General features: G+C 68.9%; 16 protein-coding genes. 5 read left to right on the top strand and 11 right to left on the bottom strand.

Going from position 1 to position 15,149, the window contains the following annotated elements:
• Nucleotides 1-61: 61 nt before the first annotated feature.
• Genes AB8M46_RS02825 through AB8M46_RS02810 form a run of 4 tightly spaced genes read right to left on the bottom strand, consistent with a single transcriptional unit; the run spans nucleotide 62 to nucleotide 3,952 of the window.
• A complete protein-coding gene (locus AB8M46_RS02825; RefSeq protein WP_378428800.1) occupies nucleotides 62-1,795 on the bottom strand; it encodes a cation acetate symporter in 1,734 nt (577 codons plus the stop codon).
• Entirely contained in the window at nucleotides 1,795-2,142 is a 348-nt protein-coding gene (locus AB8M46_RS02820; RefSeq protein WP_394359467.1) for a hypothetical protein, read from the bottom strand. The genes AB8M46_RS02825 and AB8M46_RS02820 overlap by 1 nt, the downstream gene beginning before the upstream one ends.
• Nucleotides 2,139-2,909, bottom strand: coding sequence for a LytTR family DNA-binding domain-containing protein (locus AB8M46_RS02815; protein WP_037341755.1), 771 nt, complete (start codon nucleotides 2,907-2,909; stop codon nucleotides 2,139-2,141). The genes AB8M46_RS02820 and AB8M46_RS02815 overlap by 4 nt, the downstream gene beginning before the upstream one ends.
• Complete coding sequence (locus AB8M46_RS02810; protein WP_037341758.1) at nucleotides 2,906-3,952, bottom strand: sensor histidine kinase; 1,047 nt, start codon at nucleotides 3,950-3,952, stop codon at nucleotides 2,906-2,908. The genes AB8M46_RS02815 and AB8M46_RS02810 overlap by 4 nt, the downstream gene beginning before the upstream one ends.
• A 71-nt stretch (nucleotides 3,953-4,023) precedes the next feature.
• On the opposite strand from AB8M46_RS02810, the gene AB8M46_RS02805 reads away from it, so the two are divergent.
• Nucleotides 4,024-4,503, top strand: coding sequence for a hypothetical protein (locus AB8M46_RS02805; protein ID WP_394359466.1), 480 nt, complete (start codon nucleotides 4,024-4,026; stop codon nucleotides 4,501-4,503).
• 82 nt (nucleotides 4,504-4,585) lie between these two features.
• Here AB8M46_RS02805 and AB8M46_RS02800 read toward each other — a convergent pair whose 3' ends face one another.
• The 5 genes from AB8M46_RS02800 to AB8M46_RS02780 are packed head-to-tail and all read right to left on the bottom strand — an operon-like array spanning nucleotide 4,586 to nucleotide 9,461.
• The gene (locus AB8M46_RS02800; RefSeq protein WP_394359465.1) at nucleotides 4,586-5,575 is read right to left on the bottom strand and encodes an ABC transporter substrate-binding protein; all 990 of its coding nucleotides are present in this window, start codon (nucleotides 5,573-5,575) and stop codon (nucleotides 4,586-4,588) included.
• 28 nt (nucleotides 5,576-5,603) lie between these two features.
• Nucleotides 5,604-6,665: an ABC transporter permease gene (locus AB8M46_RS02795; protein WP_394359464.1), complete on the bottom strand. Its 1,062-nt coding sequence runs from the start codon at nucleotides 6,663-6,665 to the stop codon at nucleotides 5,604-5,606.
• Nucleotides 6,662-7,426: an ATP-binding cassette domain-containing protein gene (locus AB8M46_RS02790; RefSeq protein WP_038509236.1), complete on the bottom strand. Its 765-nt coding sequence runs from the start codon at nucleotides 7,424-7,426 to the stop codon at nucleotides 6,662-6,664. Before AB8M46_RS02790 ends, AB8M46_RS02795 begins: the two co-directional genes overlap by 4 nt.
• Nucleotides 7,423-8,478 carry a class I mannose-6-phosphate isomerase gene (locus AB8M46_RS02785; protein ID WP_394359463.1) on the bottom strand — a complete coding sequence of 352 codons (1,056 nt, stop codon included), beginning with the start codon at nucleotides 8,476-8,478 and terminating at the stop codon, nucleotides 7,423-7,425. Before AB8M46_RS02785 ends, AB8M46_RS02790 begins: the two co-directional genes overlap by 4 nt.
• Nucleotides 8,475-9,461, bottom strand: coding sequence for a LacI family DNA-binding transcriptional regulator (locus tag AB8M46_RS02780; RefSeq protein WP_037341767.1), 987 nt, complete (start codon nucleotides 9,459-9,461; stop codon nucleotides 8,475-8,477). The genes AB8M46_RS02785 and AB8M46_RS02780 overlap by 4 nt, the downstream gene beginning before the upstream one ends.
• A gap of 263 nt (nucleotides 9,462-9,724) precedes the next feature.
• On the opposite strand from AB8M46_RS02780, the gene AB8M46_RS02775 reads away from it, so the two are divergent.
• On the top strand, nucleotides 9,725-12,112 hold the full coding sequence (locus AB8M46_RS02775) for a GH92 family glycosyl hydrolase (RefSeq protein WP_394359462.1): 2,388 nt from the start codon (nucleotides 9,725-9,727) through the stop codon (nucleotides 12,110-12,112).
• A 203-nt stretch (nucleotides 12,113-12,315) separates the two neighbouring features.
• Nucleotides 12,316-12,684, top strand: coding sequence for a DUF3817 domain-containing protein (locus tag AB8M46_RS02770; RefSeq protein ID WP_037341771.1), 369 nt, complete (start codon nucleotides 12,316-12,318; stop codon nucleotides 12,682-12,684).
• A gap of 70 nt (nucleotides 12,685-12,754) precedes the next feature.
• On the opposite strand, the gene AB8M46_RS02765 is transcribed toward AB8M46_RS02770, so the two are convergent.
• Complete coding sequence (locus AB8M46_RS02765) at nucleotides 12,755-13,255, bottom strand: MarR family winged helix-turn-helix transcriptional regulator (RefSeq protein WP_037341773.1); 501 nt, start codon at nucleotides 13,253-13,255, stop codon at nucleotides 12,755-12,757.
• 87 nt (nucleotides 13,256-13,342) lie between these two features.
• Here AB8M46_RS02765 and AB8M46_RS02760 point away from each other — a divergent pair, with 87 nt between their 5' ends.
• Entirely contained in the window at nucleotides 13,343-13,642 is a 300-nt protein-coding gene (locus AB8M46_RS02760) for a thiamine-binding protein (RefSeq protein ID WP_016336630.1), read from the top strand.
• A gap of 1 nt (nucleotide 13,643) precedes the next feature.
• Here the strand turns inward: AB8M46_RS02760 and AB8M46_RS02755 are convergent, their stop codons facing one another.
• Nucleotides 13,644-14,027: a hypothetical protein gene (locus AB8M46_RS02755; RefSeq protein ID WP_369797424.1), complete on the bottom strand. Its 384-nt coding sequence runs from the start codon at nucleotides 14,025-14,027 to the stop codon at nucleotides 13,644-13,646.
• Nucleotides 14,028-14,157: 130 nt separating this feature from the next.
• On the opposite strand from AB8M46_RS02755, the gene AB8M46_RS02750 reads away from it, so the two are divergent.
• Nucleotides 14,158-15,120 (top strand): tetratricopeptide repeat protein, encoded by a 963-nt coding sequence (locus tag AB8M46_RS02750; protein ID WP_037342549.1) that lies wholly within the window; start codon nucleotides 14,158-14,160, stop codon nucleotides 15,118-15,120.
• The last annotated feature ends 29 nt before the right edge of the window (nucleotides 15,121-15,149 follow it).

Below are 15,149 nucleotides of genomic sequence, written 5' to 3'. Positions count from 1 at the left end.
CTCCTCGCACCGCGAATGTGTTCCGCGACACGTTAAGGAGAGGTCAAGGAGACCGGAACCTTCAGCGGTTCAAACGTCTGCCGAGACGACGAACGGTCGACGAACGGTGGTCGGACCACGACGAAGGGGCCTCGGCCGTGCGATCGTCCAGATGCAGCCGCAGCATGGCGGCCGTGGACCAGGCGGGAGGCCTGCCCCGCCAGGAAACCACGATCATTACGCCGAATGCCAGCGGAACCGACCAAGGCGCGGGCTGCGACACCAGGATCGCGGGCAGACCGCTCAGGCTGGGGACGAACAGGGCCACGAGGATCGAGCCCGAAGACGCGACGAGCCCGGCGAGGACACCGCTGATCGCGCCCGCGGCGGTGAGCCGGTTCCACCAGATGCCGAGCACCAGCAACGGGCAGAACGTCGACGCGGCCACGGTGAAACCCCAGGTGACGAGGACACCCGCGTCCAACCTGGCCGACGGCAACGCGAGCAGGACCATCACCGCCGCCGCTCCGAGCACCGACCAGCGCAGTCTCCGCAGGCCGCCGGGCGCGAGGTCGTGCGCGACCGCGCCGGAGATCACCAGCAGCAGCCCGAGCGACGTCGCCAGGAACGCGGCGAACGCGCCCGCGGTCAGCAGCCCGGTGAACAGCGATCCCGCCCAGCCGTCGTCGATCTGCGCCGGCAACGCGACGACGACCGTGTCCGTCGCGCCGGAGACGTACAGTTCGGGCACCAGCACCCGGCCGAAGACGCCGTAAACCCCTGGGAACAGGTAGAAGACGCCGAGCAGGGCGACGGTGATCGCCGCGGTCCGGCGGGCGGCGCGGCCGTCCGGGCTGGTGTGGAAGCGCATCAGGACATGGGGCAGACCCATCGTGCCGAGCATGGTGGCGATCAGGATCGCCCACGTGCCGAGCAGCGGATAGCCCTGGTCGCCGAGGTCGAGCAGCGGCCGTTGCCAGTCCGGCCCGCCCAGCGGGGCACCGCCCCGGACGGCGGGAACCGGGGTCCCCTCGGCGAATTCCAGGGTCTCGCCGCTCCTGGCCACCAGCTCGCCCGGCGGCACGACATGCTTTTCCGGTGTGAGCAGGGTGGTCGGCTCGCGCAGGGTCAGCGTCACGTCGATCTCGAAGGACAGCCGGGTGTCGCGGGCGAAGTGGCTGAATTCCACCGGATGCACCGAAGCCGACCGTTGCTCCGGGGACACCTGGGAGACCAGCCAGATCGCGGGAACGATGAACAGCAGCAGTTTCAGCACGAACTGGAAGGCCTGGACGTAGGTCGCCGCGCGCATCCCGCCGAGCGCCAACGTCGCGCTGACGGCGGTGCCCGCGATGACGACGCCGACCCAGTACGGCGTCCCGCCGACCGCGGTCAGCACCAGCCCCGCGGTGCGGAATTGCGGTACCAGGTAAAGGGTTCCGATCACGAGGACGACCACGGCGGCGAGGCGGCGCAAGGCGGGGGAGGCGAGCCGCGCTTCGGCGAAGTCCGGCACGGTGAGCGCGCCGGAGCGCCGCATCGGCGCCGCGACGAGCACCAGCATCGCGATGTAGCCGGCGGTGAACCCGACCGGATACCAGAGCGCGCCGATACCGTCCTTCACCACCAGCCCCGCGACGCCGAGGAACGACGCCGCGGACAGGTATTCGCCGGAGACCGCGGCGGAGTTGACCAAGGGCGAGATCCGGCGCGAGGCGACGAGGAAATCCGACGTCGTGCGCATGGCCGCGACCCCGCGCAACCCGATCAGCAGGGTGACCAGCACGACCGGGGCCACCGAGAGCGCCGCGACCACTACTCGTCCTCGATCTTTTCCGCCCGGCGCAACTGCCACCACGACAGCAGGGCCATGGCCGGATACGGGAGGATCGCGATCATCAGCCAGGACAGCGGGATACCCAGCAGCCGCACCGAATCCAGCCCGGGGAAGATCCCGAACACCAGCGGGAGCCCGAAGACCAGCCCGAACATCCCGGCCAGCGCGGGGAGTCCACGGCGACGCTGGGCCCGGTAGAGCGCGTCCGCGCGTTCGGCGTCGCTAGCCGCCAGCCGGGGGACCCGCCAGCGGCCGCGTTCCCGGGGCCGCGACCGCGCGAGCCGGGTCTGCGGGCTGGTGACCGCGACCCGTTTGACGCGGCTCACGGGCGGCCTCCCCGGCCCAGTTCACCGCGTTGCGCGGCGGCGAGCAGCCGGTCCCGCAGGTCGCGCGCGTGGCGGCGGCTCACCGGCACGTCGCCCGCCTCCGTATGCGCCAGCAGCCCGCCGGTGGTGTCGCTGCGCAGTTCGAGCACCGCGTCGACGGCGAGCAGGAAACCACGGTGGACACGGGTGAATCCCGTTCCCTCCCAATACTCTTCGAGCCGGGAGATCGGCATCCGCGTGACGTGGACGCCGGATTTCGTGTGCAGCCGGACGTAATCGCCGTGCGCCTCGACGAACTGGACGTCGTCGCGCCGGACGTACCGCGTGCGCCCGCCGGATTCCACCGGCAGTGCCGCCATCGCGTCCGGCGCGGGTTTCGGCTCGTCGGCCTGGTTGCCCGCCATCCGGACCACTTTGGACAGTGCGGCGGACAGCCGTTCCGCGCGGACCGGTTTGAGCAGGTAGTCGACCGCGCCGATACCGTACGCGGCCACGGCGTGCCCGTCGTGCGCGGTGACGAACACGATCACCGGCGGTTCGTTGAGCCGTGCCAGCAGGGAGGCGAGTTCGAGCCCGTCGAGCCCCGGCATGGAGATGTCGAGGAACACGGCGTCGAAATGACTGCCCTGCAACAGTTTGAGCGCGTTGACCGCGTCACCGGCGGCGACCACTTCGGCGACTTCCGGAGCCTCGCGCAGCAGGCTGCACAGCTCGTCGAGGGCGGGCGGGACGTCGTCGACCGCCAGCACCCGCAACCCGTTCGTCACGGCAGCACCCCCGGCTGGAATCGGGGCACCCGCACCACGACCCTGGTGCCCGCGCCGGTCTCGGTCTCCACCGTCAGGCCGTACCAGGGGCCGTAGACGCTGCGCAGCCTTCTGTCCACATTGGCCAGTCCGACGCCGCCGTCGTCGCCACGTCCGGCCAGGATCGCCGCCGCGCGTGCGGGGTCCATGCCGACACCGTCGTCCTCGACGCTGATCACGCAGTCGTTCCCTTCCGCCATTCCCTGAACCTGGATGAACCCCGCTTCGGCGCGTGGCTCGATCCCGTGCCGGATCGCGTTCTCCACCAGCGGTTCCAGCACGAGGTACGGCACCGCGACGGCCAGTACCTCCGGCGCGACGCGCACCTGCACGCGAAGTCGTTCGCCGAGTACGGCGCGCTGCAACGCCAAGTACGTCTCGATGGCGCGGAACTCCTCGGCGACCATCGTGTACTCGCCGTGCCGCGCGAGGCTGTAGCGCGTGTACTCGGCGAAATCGAGCATCAGATCGCGTGCGCGGTCCGGATCGGAGCGGACCAGCGAGGAGATCACGGTGAGCGCGTTGTAGACGAAATGCGGTGAGATCTCGGCCCGCAACGCCCGCAGTTCCGCCTCCGCGGCCTGCTCGGCGGAGGCCTCCAGCCTGCCGCGTTCGAGCGCGTGGACGACGAGTTCGACGGCTTGGCGGGCGACGGCGTTCGTGGTTTCGGTGACGAGGAGGACGCCGGCCAGTTCGTCGTGGACGTGCAGGGGCAGCGCCAGCAGTCCGGGTTCGGACACCGGCGTCTCAGAATGGAGCACCTCGTCGAGCGCCGCGACCACGACGTCGTCGGCGGCCGGTCGGCCCGACCAGATCAGCGAGCCGGAGAGGTCCGTCAGCCCGAGACCGGGGACGTCGAACAGCCGTCGGAGGCCGTGCGCCGCGTGGCGGGCGCGGGGCCCGGCGAGGCCGTCCATGAGGTCGTCGGAAACGCGCTGGGCGGCGGCGAGCACCGGCACCGGATCCGCGCTCGCGGCCGGACGCCAGGGCAGACGGGTGGTCATCCGGCCTCCTCCACGACGTCGGGGCCTAGATCCTAACGTCGGTGCGTGGTTTCGCCGGTTACGCTCCGGGCATGGTCCCCGGTGATGCGGTGATGGTGCGCCTGGACGTCGTGATGCGGCGGTTCGCGATGGCCGGTTTCGTGGTGTTCGGCGCCGGCGGCGTGGTGGCCGTCGTGCTGGCGTTGTTCTCCGGCTCGGTTTCCGGGGTGGTGTTCAGCCTGCTCAGCGTGGCCTTCGCGGGGCTGATCCTGCTCGCTCTCCGGAAGTCGGCGAACTCGTTGGTGATTTCCGCTGTGGGGTTCTCGGTCCCGGGCGTTTTCGAGGTCCGGTGGACCGAGGTGACCCGGCTGCGGGTGTACCGGGAGAAGCGGCGGGTGGGGCGGTGGATGCACTGGTGGCACTACCGGCTCGAGTGGACCGGGTCGGGGCCCGAAGTGTTGCTTGAGGACGGCGAGTACGCGTACGCGCTGGGGCACCTGGGTGTGGGCGCTGCGCTGTACGCGGCTCTGACGCGCTTCGCACCCGCTGGGGTGGTCGAGTTCGCCGAGTGAGCGCGCCCCGGATGTCATGAAAGGGCCGTTCAGGACGAAATGTGTCCTGAACGGCCCTTTCATGACATCCGGCTTAAGCGCGTCAGCAGCTCTGCTTGTAGAAGTACTGGGCGTTCGCGTCCATGTTCGCCTTGGTGATCGAGTGCAGCGAAGCGGTCAGGTTCCGCGTCACAGGCTTGCCCTCCAGCGCCGCGATGGCCTGCTGCACCCCCTGCTGCCCGATGGCGGCCGGGTCCTGCGCGATGAGGCCCTGATACTCGCCCTTCTTCAGGCCCTCGATCTCCGACGGCGAGGCGTCGAAACCGATCAGGTTGATCGCGCCGACCTTGCCCGCGTTCCGCAGACCGGTCGCGGCGCCCTCGCCGGTGTTGAGGTTGGTCGCGAAGATGCCGATCAGGTCCGGGGTGGACGCCAGCGCGGCGGTCACCTTGGACGCGGCCTGGTCGGGCTCGTTCTGGGTGAACTGCACGCCCGCCGACTTCAAGTTCGGGTAGTTCTTCAGCTCGTCCTCGAACCCCTTCGCGCGGGTGTTCGTGGTCGACGTGCCGGCGATGGTGTCGAGCACCAGCACCGAGCCGGTCTTGCCCGCGGCCAGTTCCGCCATCGTCTTCGCGGCGAGCTTGCCGCCCTCGGCGTTGTCCGACGAGATCGAGGACTCGGCCACGCTGGTGTCCTTCAGCGCGGTGTCGACCTCGATGATCTTCGAGCCGCGGTTCTTGACCTGCTGGATCGGCGCGAGCATCGCCTGCGCGTCGGTCGGCGCGATGAGCAGCGCGGCGGGCGGGTTGGAGCCCAGCGCGTTGACGAGCTGGGTCTGCATGGCCGCGTCGAACTTCTGCGGGGCCTGCGTGGTGAGCTCGTAGCCCGCCTTCTTGGCCTCGGCCTCGGCGCCGCACTGCATCGAGATGTAGAACGGCTCGGCCTGCACGCCCGGGATGAGCGACAGCTTCTTGTTGTTGGTCTTGGCGCCGGAGTCACCCGACGGCGCCTGGCCGACGGTGCCTCCGCCGCACGCGGTGAGCAGGAGGGCCGCGGAAACGGCGGCACCGGCGGCGAGCAGGGTCTTCTTCATGGGGATTGCACCTCTTTGTGCGTAGGGATCAGCGAGAATTGCGGCGACGACGGCGCCGCTGGTCGAACCAGACCGCGGCGATCAGCACCGCGCCGACCGCGATCATCTGCCAGAAGTCCTGGACCTGCGTGATGTTGAAGCCCTTCTTCAGCACGGCCGGGATGAACACGCCGATCACCGTGCCCAGCACCGAACCGACGCCGCCGAAGAGACTCGTCCCGCCCATCACCGTGGCGGCGATGGCGTTGAGGTTGTCGGTGGTGTGCGCCGAAATCGTCGTCGACGCGTAGTACGCCAGCGAGAGGAAGCCGGCGACACCGGCGAGGAAACCGGTGAGCGTGTACACCTTCAGCAGATGCGCGGTCACCCCGATGCCCGCCCGCCGCGCGCCCTCGGCGTTCGAGCCGACGGCGTAGGTGTAGCGACCGAATTTGGTGGTGTGCAACAACCAGGCGCCGATCAGCGTGATCACCACGGCCACCAGCACCAGGTTCGGCACGCCGCCGAACGACGTCCCGTAGCCGAGCGTCTTGTTGAGCTCGGTCGGCACGCTGCGCACGTCGGACCCGTTGTTCAGCAGGTACGCGGCGCCGAGCGCGGCACCCATCGTGCCGAGCGTGACGATCAGCGGCGGGATGTTCGCCACCGCGATCAGGAAACCGTTGATCAGGCCCCAGATCGTGCCCGCGACGACGGCCGCCACGAGTCCGGCGGTGATGACTCCCCACCCGGCCTTGGTCGCGTCGCCGTCCGGGCTCAGCGCCTCCATCGTCTTGCCCGCCACCATGCCCGCGAAGATCAGCACCGAACCGACCGAGAGGTCGATCCCGGAGGTGATGATCACGAACGTCATGCCGACCGAGAGCACCAGCAGCACCGACGTTTCGATGAGCAGGGTCTGGAAGGTGAACAGCGTCGCGAACTCGGCGGGCGCGATCGCGGTGAACACGATGATCAGCGCCAGCAGCACCAGCGCGATCCAGAACGTGTTGGCTCCGATCAGCCGTTGCCCGATCGAACGTTTGCCGAAGCCACCGTCCACAGAGGTCTGGATCTCGGGGCCTTTCTTCGTCGGAGTGGACACGGTCACGCCGCCTCCTCTTGTACGAGGGCGCCCGTCATCGCGGCGACCAGGTCTTCCAGTTTCGTGCCGTCGCCGGTGAACCGGGCGACGCGTTTGCCGAGCCGCAGCACCTCGATCCGGTCGGCCACCGACAGCACCTCGGGCATGTTGTGGCTGATCAGCACGACGGCGATGCCCTTGTCCCGCACCTTCTTGATCACGTCGAGCACGCGTTCGCGCTGCACGACGCCGAGCGCGGCCGTCGGTTCGTCCATGAACACGACCTTCGACGCCCAGACGACCGAGCGCGCGACGGCGACACTTTGCCGCTGGCCACCCGAAAGCGAGCCGATGGGGACATCGGTGCTCTGCAGGGTCACACCGAGCCGCTGGAACTCCTCCACGGCCTGGCGTTTCATCTCCTTCTTGTCCAGCATCCCGAGTTTGCCGAGGATCCCTTTGCGGTGGATCTCCCTGCCGAGGAACAGGTTCGCGGCGGGGTCGAGTTCCGGCGCGACCGCGAGATCCTGGTACACGGTCTCGATACCCATCCGCCGTGCCGTGGTGGGGGAGTCGAGCACCACCGCCGAGCCGTCGAGCAGGATGCTGCCCGACGTCGGCTGTTCCGCGCCGGACAGGCATTTGACCAAAGTGGACTTCCCGGCGCCGTTGTCGCCGATCAGCGCGGTGACCTCGCCGGCGCGGGCCTGGAAGGACGCGCCACGCAGCGCTTCCACCGAGCCGTAGCGTTTGACCAGGTTCTGTGCGTCGAGCAGGAGTTCGCTCACGATCGCTCCCTCTTCTCGGGTGCGGGCGGCCGGCAGCGGATGACCGTGAGCTCACCCTCCACAGTGGATTGACCGGCGTCGTGCGGTACCACGTACGTCTCGCCCTTGCGCAGCGCGTACTCGCCGCCGTGTTCGGTGCGGAGCGTGCCCGAACCGTCCATGATCACCAGTACCGCGAACGACGGGTCGAGTGACAACGTTGTCGACGTACCGGAAACGGCGGGGCGGAGCTGATCGGCACGGAAGAACGCGTCACTGCCGTCGGCGAGCAAGTCCACAGTGGACGCTTCGTCGCCCGCGGTGCGCTTGACGATCGAGCCGAGCCGTTCTTCGTCCCAGCCTGTGGTGTCCAGGGTTTCGATGGCGGTCTCGAAGCCGATCCCGAGGTGCGCCTTCTCCGGGTTCGCCAGGAAGTCCCGCCATTCCAGGGTGAGCGAGAAGTCGGTCGGCTGCTGGAGTTCGACGACGAACACGCCTTCGCCGATCGCGTGCGGCAGGCCCGCCGGGATGTAGACCGTGTCGCCGGGGGTGACCGCGACGCTGTTCAGCGCCTCGAGCATGGCGGGCGCGTCCTGAGTGCGGGCCCATTCGTTGACCGTCGCTTTGTCGACGGTCTCCTTGAAGCCGGGGTAGACGCGCGGGTCGTCGCCGTAGGTGCCGACCACGATCCACGCCTCGGTCTTGCCGAAGTGCGAGTCGAAATGCCGCTTCGCGAACGAGTCCGACGGGTGGAAGTGCACGGGCAGGCGCTGGCCCGCGTCGAGCAGTTTCACCAGCAGGCCGGTCGAATCGCCGAGCGCTTCGACGTGCTTGGCGCCGAGCCAGGCGGCCGGGTTCTCGCGGACGGCGTCGCGCAGCCAGACCCCGCTGGGCAGCTTGGTCAGGCCGTTGGTCTCCTGGCCGAACATCGTGGTGGCCGAGCCGACCCAGTCTTCGGGCCCGAATTTGGACTCCGACGGGGCGCCCCGCAACGCGGCGATGGCGTCGCCGCCGCGGTAGAACTGCGGCGGCTGGTTCGCCGGCAGGCGGATCGGTTCGAGGTGGCCGCTCATGAAGGCGCGACCTCCCCGGAACCGCGGGCTACGAGATGCACGGGCAGAACTACCTTTCTCGGTGCGGATTGATCTCCCTGTACCCGGGCGAACAGCAGTTCCGCGGCCGCCCGGCCCAGCGCGCTCACGTCGTGCGCGATCACGGAGACCGGCGGATCCAGCAGATCCGCCAGTTCGAAGTCGTCGAAGCTGATCATCGCGGGCCGCCGCTCGGCGTGGGCCAGCGCGCGCAGCAGGTGCACGGCGACCCGGTTGTTGCCCGCGACCACGGCGGTGGCCGGATTCGCGCCGGTGAGCAGCCGTTTCACGGCGTCGCCGACGCTCTCGGCGGTCGGCGTCCGCATCACGACGAGGCTGTCGTCGAAAGGGATCCCATTGCGCAGACAGCCTTCGCGGAACCCGCGCAGGCGTTCGCCCGCGGTGAAGATGTCGGGGCTGTCGGCGAGGAACGCGATCCGGCGGTGGCCGTGTTTCGCCAGGTGGGCGACCGCTTCGACGGTGCCGCCGATGTTGTCGACCAGCACCGTGTCGGCCATGATGTCGCCGGCGGGCCGGTCGAGGAACACCACTGGGGTGCCGGCGCGCATCTCGGGGACCAGATAGCCGTGCTGCATCCCGGCGGGGACGACGAGGATGCCGTCCACCCGGCGGGAGCAGAACTCCAGGACGAGTTCGCGTTCGCGGTCGGAGTTCTCCTCCGACGAACCGGTCAGCACCTGGCGCCCGAACGAGGTCGCGATCCGTTCCACGGCCCGGTTGAGCTCGGAGTAGAAGGGGTTGCCGACGTCTTCGACGATCAGGCCGATCGTCCCGGTCGTCGAGCCGCGCCGCAGGTTCCGCGCGCCGAGGTTGCGCCGGAACCCGAGCTGCTCGATCGCCGCCATGACGCGCTCCGCGGTGTCCGGATGGACGGCGGGCTCGTCGTTCACCACCCGCGAGACGGTCTTGATGCTCACGCCCGCGAGCCGGGCCACGTCACTCATCGTGGCCCGTCGGCCGGTTGTGCGGTGGCCGTTGTCCGGTCCGCTGGAAGACAACGTTGTCATAGTGGCCGGAATTGAACGCCAGCGACGCCGCCGTGTCAATGCCCGGTTCGTCCTGGGTCCGTTTTCCGAGTTCGAACCGTTACGGCCCGCCGGGTCGCTGTCCTGAATCGGACAGGGTTTGGCGGACCTCTTGACCAGGTGGTCCGTTCTTGTCGAAGGTGAGCAGGCAGCGACAACGTTGTCAGGAGGCGGCCTTTCCCATGCCTGCACGCACTTCGACCCGCGTCGCCGGGTTGCTCACCGCGCTGGTCGTTCCCGCCGGGCTGCTCACGCCCGTCGCGGCGGCGGCGCCCGGTGGCGACCCCGTGGACGCGGTCAACACCTTCATCGGCACCAAGGACGACGGCAACACCTTCCCCGGCGCTTCGGCCCCGTTCGGGATGACGCAGGTCAGTCCCATTTCCTCGCATTACGCCGGTTACCGCTACGACGACACCGCGATCCGCGGCTTCGGGCATTTCTTCCTGTCCGGGGCGGGCTGCTGGGAGCAGGGCGGCCTCGTGTCGACCCTGCCCACCACCGGCGCGGTCGGGCCCGGCGCGGCGTTCGACACCGCGAAACCCGAGACGTTCGACCACAAGAAGTACGCCTCGCCGTACACGCACGAGGGCGAGGTCGGGAAACCCGGCTACTACAAGGTGCGGCTCACCGGTTACGGCGGTGTCGACGCGGAGACCACCGCGACCACGCGGACCGGTGTCGAGCGGTACACCTTCGCGAAATCAGGCGACGCGAACGTTTTCGTCAACGTCGGGCAGGCCAACGACAAGGAACCCGTGACGGCGAGCCAGATCCGCGTCGTGGGCGACCGGACGGTCGAAGGAATGGTCGAGTCGCAGGCGTTCTGCGGCGGGAAGCCGTACAAGACCTGGTTCACCACGACGTTCGACAAGCCGTTCAAATCCTTCGGCACCTGGTCGCCGACGGGCGGCACGCCGGGCTCGAAGGAGTCCGCCGGTGGTGAAGGGCTGCGCGGCGCGTGGCTGACCTTCGGTGGCGGGCAGGTCACCGCGACGACGGCGATCTCCCATGTGGACGCTTCCGGCGCCAAGCTCAATTCGGCCTCGGAGAAGGCTCGTTCGTTCGACGCGGTCCGCGACGGTGCCCAGCGCGCCTGGCGCAAGGAACTGTCCTCAGTGGACATCAAGGGCGGTACGAAGGACGACCGCACGGTGTTCTACACCTCGCTGTACCACGCGCTGCTGCAACCGTTGACCGGCAACGACGCCGACGGCCGTTACCGCGGGTTCGACGACAAGATCCACCGCGCGCTGGGCTGGACGTATTACGAGTTCTTCTCGCTGTGGGACACCTATCGCACGCAGAACCAGCTGCTCGCGCTGCTGCGCCCGTCGCGGGCGAAGGACGTCGCGAAGTCGGTGCTCGCCATCCACGACCAGGGCGGCTGGCTGCCGCGCTGGGCGTACGCGAACCAGGAGACGAACACGATGACCGGCGATCCGGTCACCCCGTTCCTGGTCGACCTGTGGCGTTTCGGCGCGCTGTCCGGGCAGGAGCTCCGGGCGTACCAGGCACTTCTGCAGAACTCGCGGGAGATCCCGCCCGCGTCCTCGCCGTTCCAGGGCCGCTCGGGCAACGCGAGCTACCAGAAGGACGGATTCGTCCAGTACGACAAGGACTTCCCGAAGAAGGGGCAGGACACCGACCCGAACCACGGCGCTTCGGCCACGCTGGAATACGCGCTCGCGGACTGCTCGCTGTCCATCATGGCCGCCGGCCTCGGCAAGAAGGACGACGCGAAGGCCTTGGCGGACAAGGGTCGCAGTTATCGCACCCTGTGGGATTCTTCGATCAGCGATCGCGGCTTCACCGGTTTCTACCGCCCCAAGGTCGCCGGCGGGGACTGGTTCAGCCCGGCGGACAAGCCGTACACCCCACAGAGCCCGGACGGGTTCCACGAAGGCACGTCGTGGCAGTACCAGTGGCTGACGCAGCAGGACGTGCCCGGCCTCGTCGAGCGGATGGGCGGCAAGGAGAACGTCGGCAAGCGGCTCGACGACTTCTTCGCCTACGGGGATCTGGTCAAGGATCCGGCGAAGACCGTGCGCGAGGAATGGGTCGTCGGCCCGTACAACTACTACAACCAGTTCCGCTACAACCCGAACAACGAGCCGGATCTGCACTCGCCGTGGATGTACACGCTGACCGGGCAGCCGTGGAAGACCTCGGCCGTCGTCCGCGCTGCGCATACGTTGTTCACCAACGCGCCCAACGGTGTCACCGGCAACGACGACCTCGGGACCATGTCCGCGTGGTACGTCTTCAGCGCGCTGGGGCTCTATCCGGCGGTGCCGGGCACCGGTCAGTTCCTGCTGAACGCGCCGCGGTTCGAGAAGTCGGTGGTGCACTTGGAGAACGGCCGCGACATCACAATCAAGGCCGACGGCGCCGACGGGGCGAAGCTCCAGTACGTCCAGGGACTGGGATCCGGTTCGCAGCGGGCGTATGTCGGATTGGAACAGTTGACGCGCGGGACCACTGTGGACTTCAAGCTCACCGGCGATGTGGCCAAGGCCACCTGGGCGACCGGCCCGGAAGGGGCACCGAAATCGCCCTGCGCGGGGTGATCCGAGTGGTTTAGACCGGTTCGTACCGGGGGTCGTGAGCAGCATCACGACCCCCGGTGTTCCGGTGAGGGCCGTCACGCCTCACACTGGTATTACCACGTCCGACAGTGCTGTTGACGTTCTTGGCGAGTCCGCCTTGGACAGTGCTCGTCGGACGTAGTCATGTGTGCACACATAGTGGTGAGACCCCACAGGAGGAGAAAGTGTCCAGCAAGGCCGCTCTAGTATTCCGCGTGGCCGCGGTAGCCGAAGCCCTCTCCTGGGCCGGGCTGCTGGTCGGGATGTTCCTCAAGTACGCCGTCAAGCTCGGCGAGGGCGGCGTCCCCGTCCTCGGCATGGTGCACGGCGTCGTGTTCGTCCTCTACGTGCTGGTCTCCCTGTCCGTGGCGAAGCCGCTCGGCTGGCGCCCGAAGACCCTGATCCTCGCGCTGCTGTCCAGCATCCCGCCGCTGTTCACCTGGCTGTTCGAGTCCTGGGCGCTGCGCAACGGCAAGCTCGACGGCCCGCAGCGGCTGTCGCACGGTGGTGTCGGCCTGTTCGCGGCCAAGTCCGCGGAGCCCGCCGCCGTCTGATCCTTTAGCGCGTGAAGGCCCCCTTCCCTCGGCTCAGTCGAGGGAAGGGGGCCTTCACGTGCTTCCGGGGTTATTCGGTGAAGTCGCCGGTGGCCTTGCGGACCTTCGTGAGCAGGTCGGTCAGCTGCTCGGTCTGCTTGCCGGTGAGCCCGGTCAGCCCGAAGTCGATCTCGGTGACCGCCTTCGTGGCCTCTTCGCGGCGTGCGCGGCCTTCGTCGGTGATCTCGACCAGCGTGGTCCGGCGGTCCGTCGGATGCGGCACACGTTTGACCAAGCCGTCCTTCTCCAGCCGGTCGACGATGTTGGTGACGCTCGTCGGGTGCAGTTGCAGCCGCTCGCCCATCACGCGCATCGGCAGATGGGACGCGCGGGCGAAGGTCAGCAGGACCAGTGCCTCGTACCGGGCGAAGGTCAGCCCGTGCGGTTTGAGCGCGCCGTCCACCGCGGACTGGATGATCTGTTGCACGCGCATGATCCCGGTCACCGCGGCCATGGTTTCGGACGGCCCGATCCGGGCCTCCCACAGCTGCGCCGCGCGGGCGATCGGGTCGAACGGCAACGGACGGCTCATGGCGCTCGAAGTTACCAGCGGGTACCCGTGCCATGCCGCACCACCGGGTGTTATGCGTGGGAAAAGCGTCTGATTGAGGAGCAGAAGATGATCGTGGCCTTCAGTGTCAGCCCGTCCGCGGCCGAGGAGGACGGCGGGGTCAGCGAGGCGGTCGCCCGCGCGGTGAAAGTGGTCCGCGAGTCCGGACTGCCCAACTCCACCAACGCGATGTTCACGAACATCGAGGGCTCGTGGGACGAGGTGATGGACGTCGTCAAGCGGGCCGTCGAGGCCGCTGGCGAGGGATCGTCACGGGTCGGGCTGGTGCTCAAGGCCGACATCCGGCCGGGCTACGAAGGTCAGCTGACCGCGAAGGTGGAGCGCGTCGAGAAGCACCTGAGCGACTGAGTCAGGGGAGTGGCGGGGTGAACGAGACCAGCCACAGCTTGTCCTTGACCGCGACGGCCACCGGATAGCCGAACGAACGGCCGTCGCCGAGCTTCCCGCTCACGGTGGCCGAGGTCGGCGCGAGATCGTCCGGCGCGAATTTCACCGTGACGTCGTGGGCGCCGCGGCCCGCCAGCGTGTCGATATAGGACTTCGCGAAGTCGCCCGCCGACGCGGGCGGGTAGTCGATGAGTTCGGAGAGGGCCTCGACGTCGTGCTCGTTGAGTGCGGCGGTGAGGCCGTCCCGGAGCTGCCCGGGGCTGGCGACGCCGGGGTCGGGCTGGTGGGCGATGAGGACCGTGATGACGCTCACCCAGACGATGGCGATGCTGATCGCGACGGCCACGGTGGCCGTCCTGCGGGTCGGAATGTCGATCACCCCCTCGTGCGAGCCTGCCGGAACACCGGCGTCCTGCCAAGCGGGCAGCCGGGGGCATGCGGTGAAACGCTCGGGGATGCGTGCCAGGATGGAACCCGTGACACACCCACGCGGATCAGCATCGAAGACGGCGGCCCTCTCCGCCGCGCTTTCCGGCGCGGTCGACCTTTCCGCGCTCAAGGCGCGTGCCGAGGCGCCCCAGAAACAGCCTCCTGCCCCACCTCGTCCGGCGGACGGTGCCGCCCCCGCCGCGGGTGGTGCCGTGATCGACGTCACCGAGGCGACCTTCCAGACGGAGGTCGTCGAGCGCTCCTTGCAGCAGCTGGTGGTCGTCGATTTGTGGGCCGAATGGTGCGGCCCCTGCAAGCAGCTCAGCCCGGTGCTGGAGCGCCTCGCCGCCGAGTCCGGTGGCGCCTGGGTGCTCGCGAAGGTGGACGTCGACGCCAACCCGCGTATCGCGCAGCTCTTCGGCGCGCAGTCGATCCCGACGGTCATCGCCATCGGCGGCGGCCAGCCGGTCGACGCGTTCTCGGGTGCCCTGCCCGAACCCGAGATCCGCAAGTGGCTCGGTTCGCTGCTCGACGCGCTGCGCGACCGGCTTCCCGGCATCAAGGCGGCCGAGCAGAACGGCGGCGGTGTCGAGGTGCCGGAGGACCCGCGCTTCACCGAGGCGGAGGAGGCCTTCGAACGCGGTGACTTCGCCGCGGCGCAGGCGGCCTACGAGCGCATCCTGGACGTCGAACCGGCGAACGAGGAGGCCAAGACCGCACTCGCGCAGGTCAAGTTCACCGCCCGCGCCGAGGCCGCCGGCCCGGACGCGATCGCGAAGGCCGACGCCGACCCGGCCGACCTCGACGCCCAGCTCGCCGCCGCCGACCTCGAAGTCGCGGGGCAGCAGCCCGAAGCGGGCTTCGCGCGGTTGATCGCCGTCGTGCGGCGTACCGCGGGCGACGACCGCAACAAGGTGCGGGAGCACCTGGTGGCGCTGTTCGAACTGTTCGACTCGGCGGACGAGCGCGTCATGAAGGCGCGCCGGGATCTGGCGAGCGCGCTCTACTGAGCGTCGGCAACTCCCGAACGCCATGAAAG

The sequence above is a fragment of the Amycolatopsis sp. SB7-3 genome (assembly GCF_041021335.1).
In the GTDB taxonomy this organism is placed as follows: Bacteria; Actinomycetota; Actinomycetes; order Mycobacteriales; family Pseudonocardiaceae; genus Amycolatopsis; species Amycolatopsis japonica.
The sequence above is the reverse complement of the archived record's forward strand: the minus strand, read 5'-3'. Positions and strand labels throughout refer to the sequence as shown.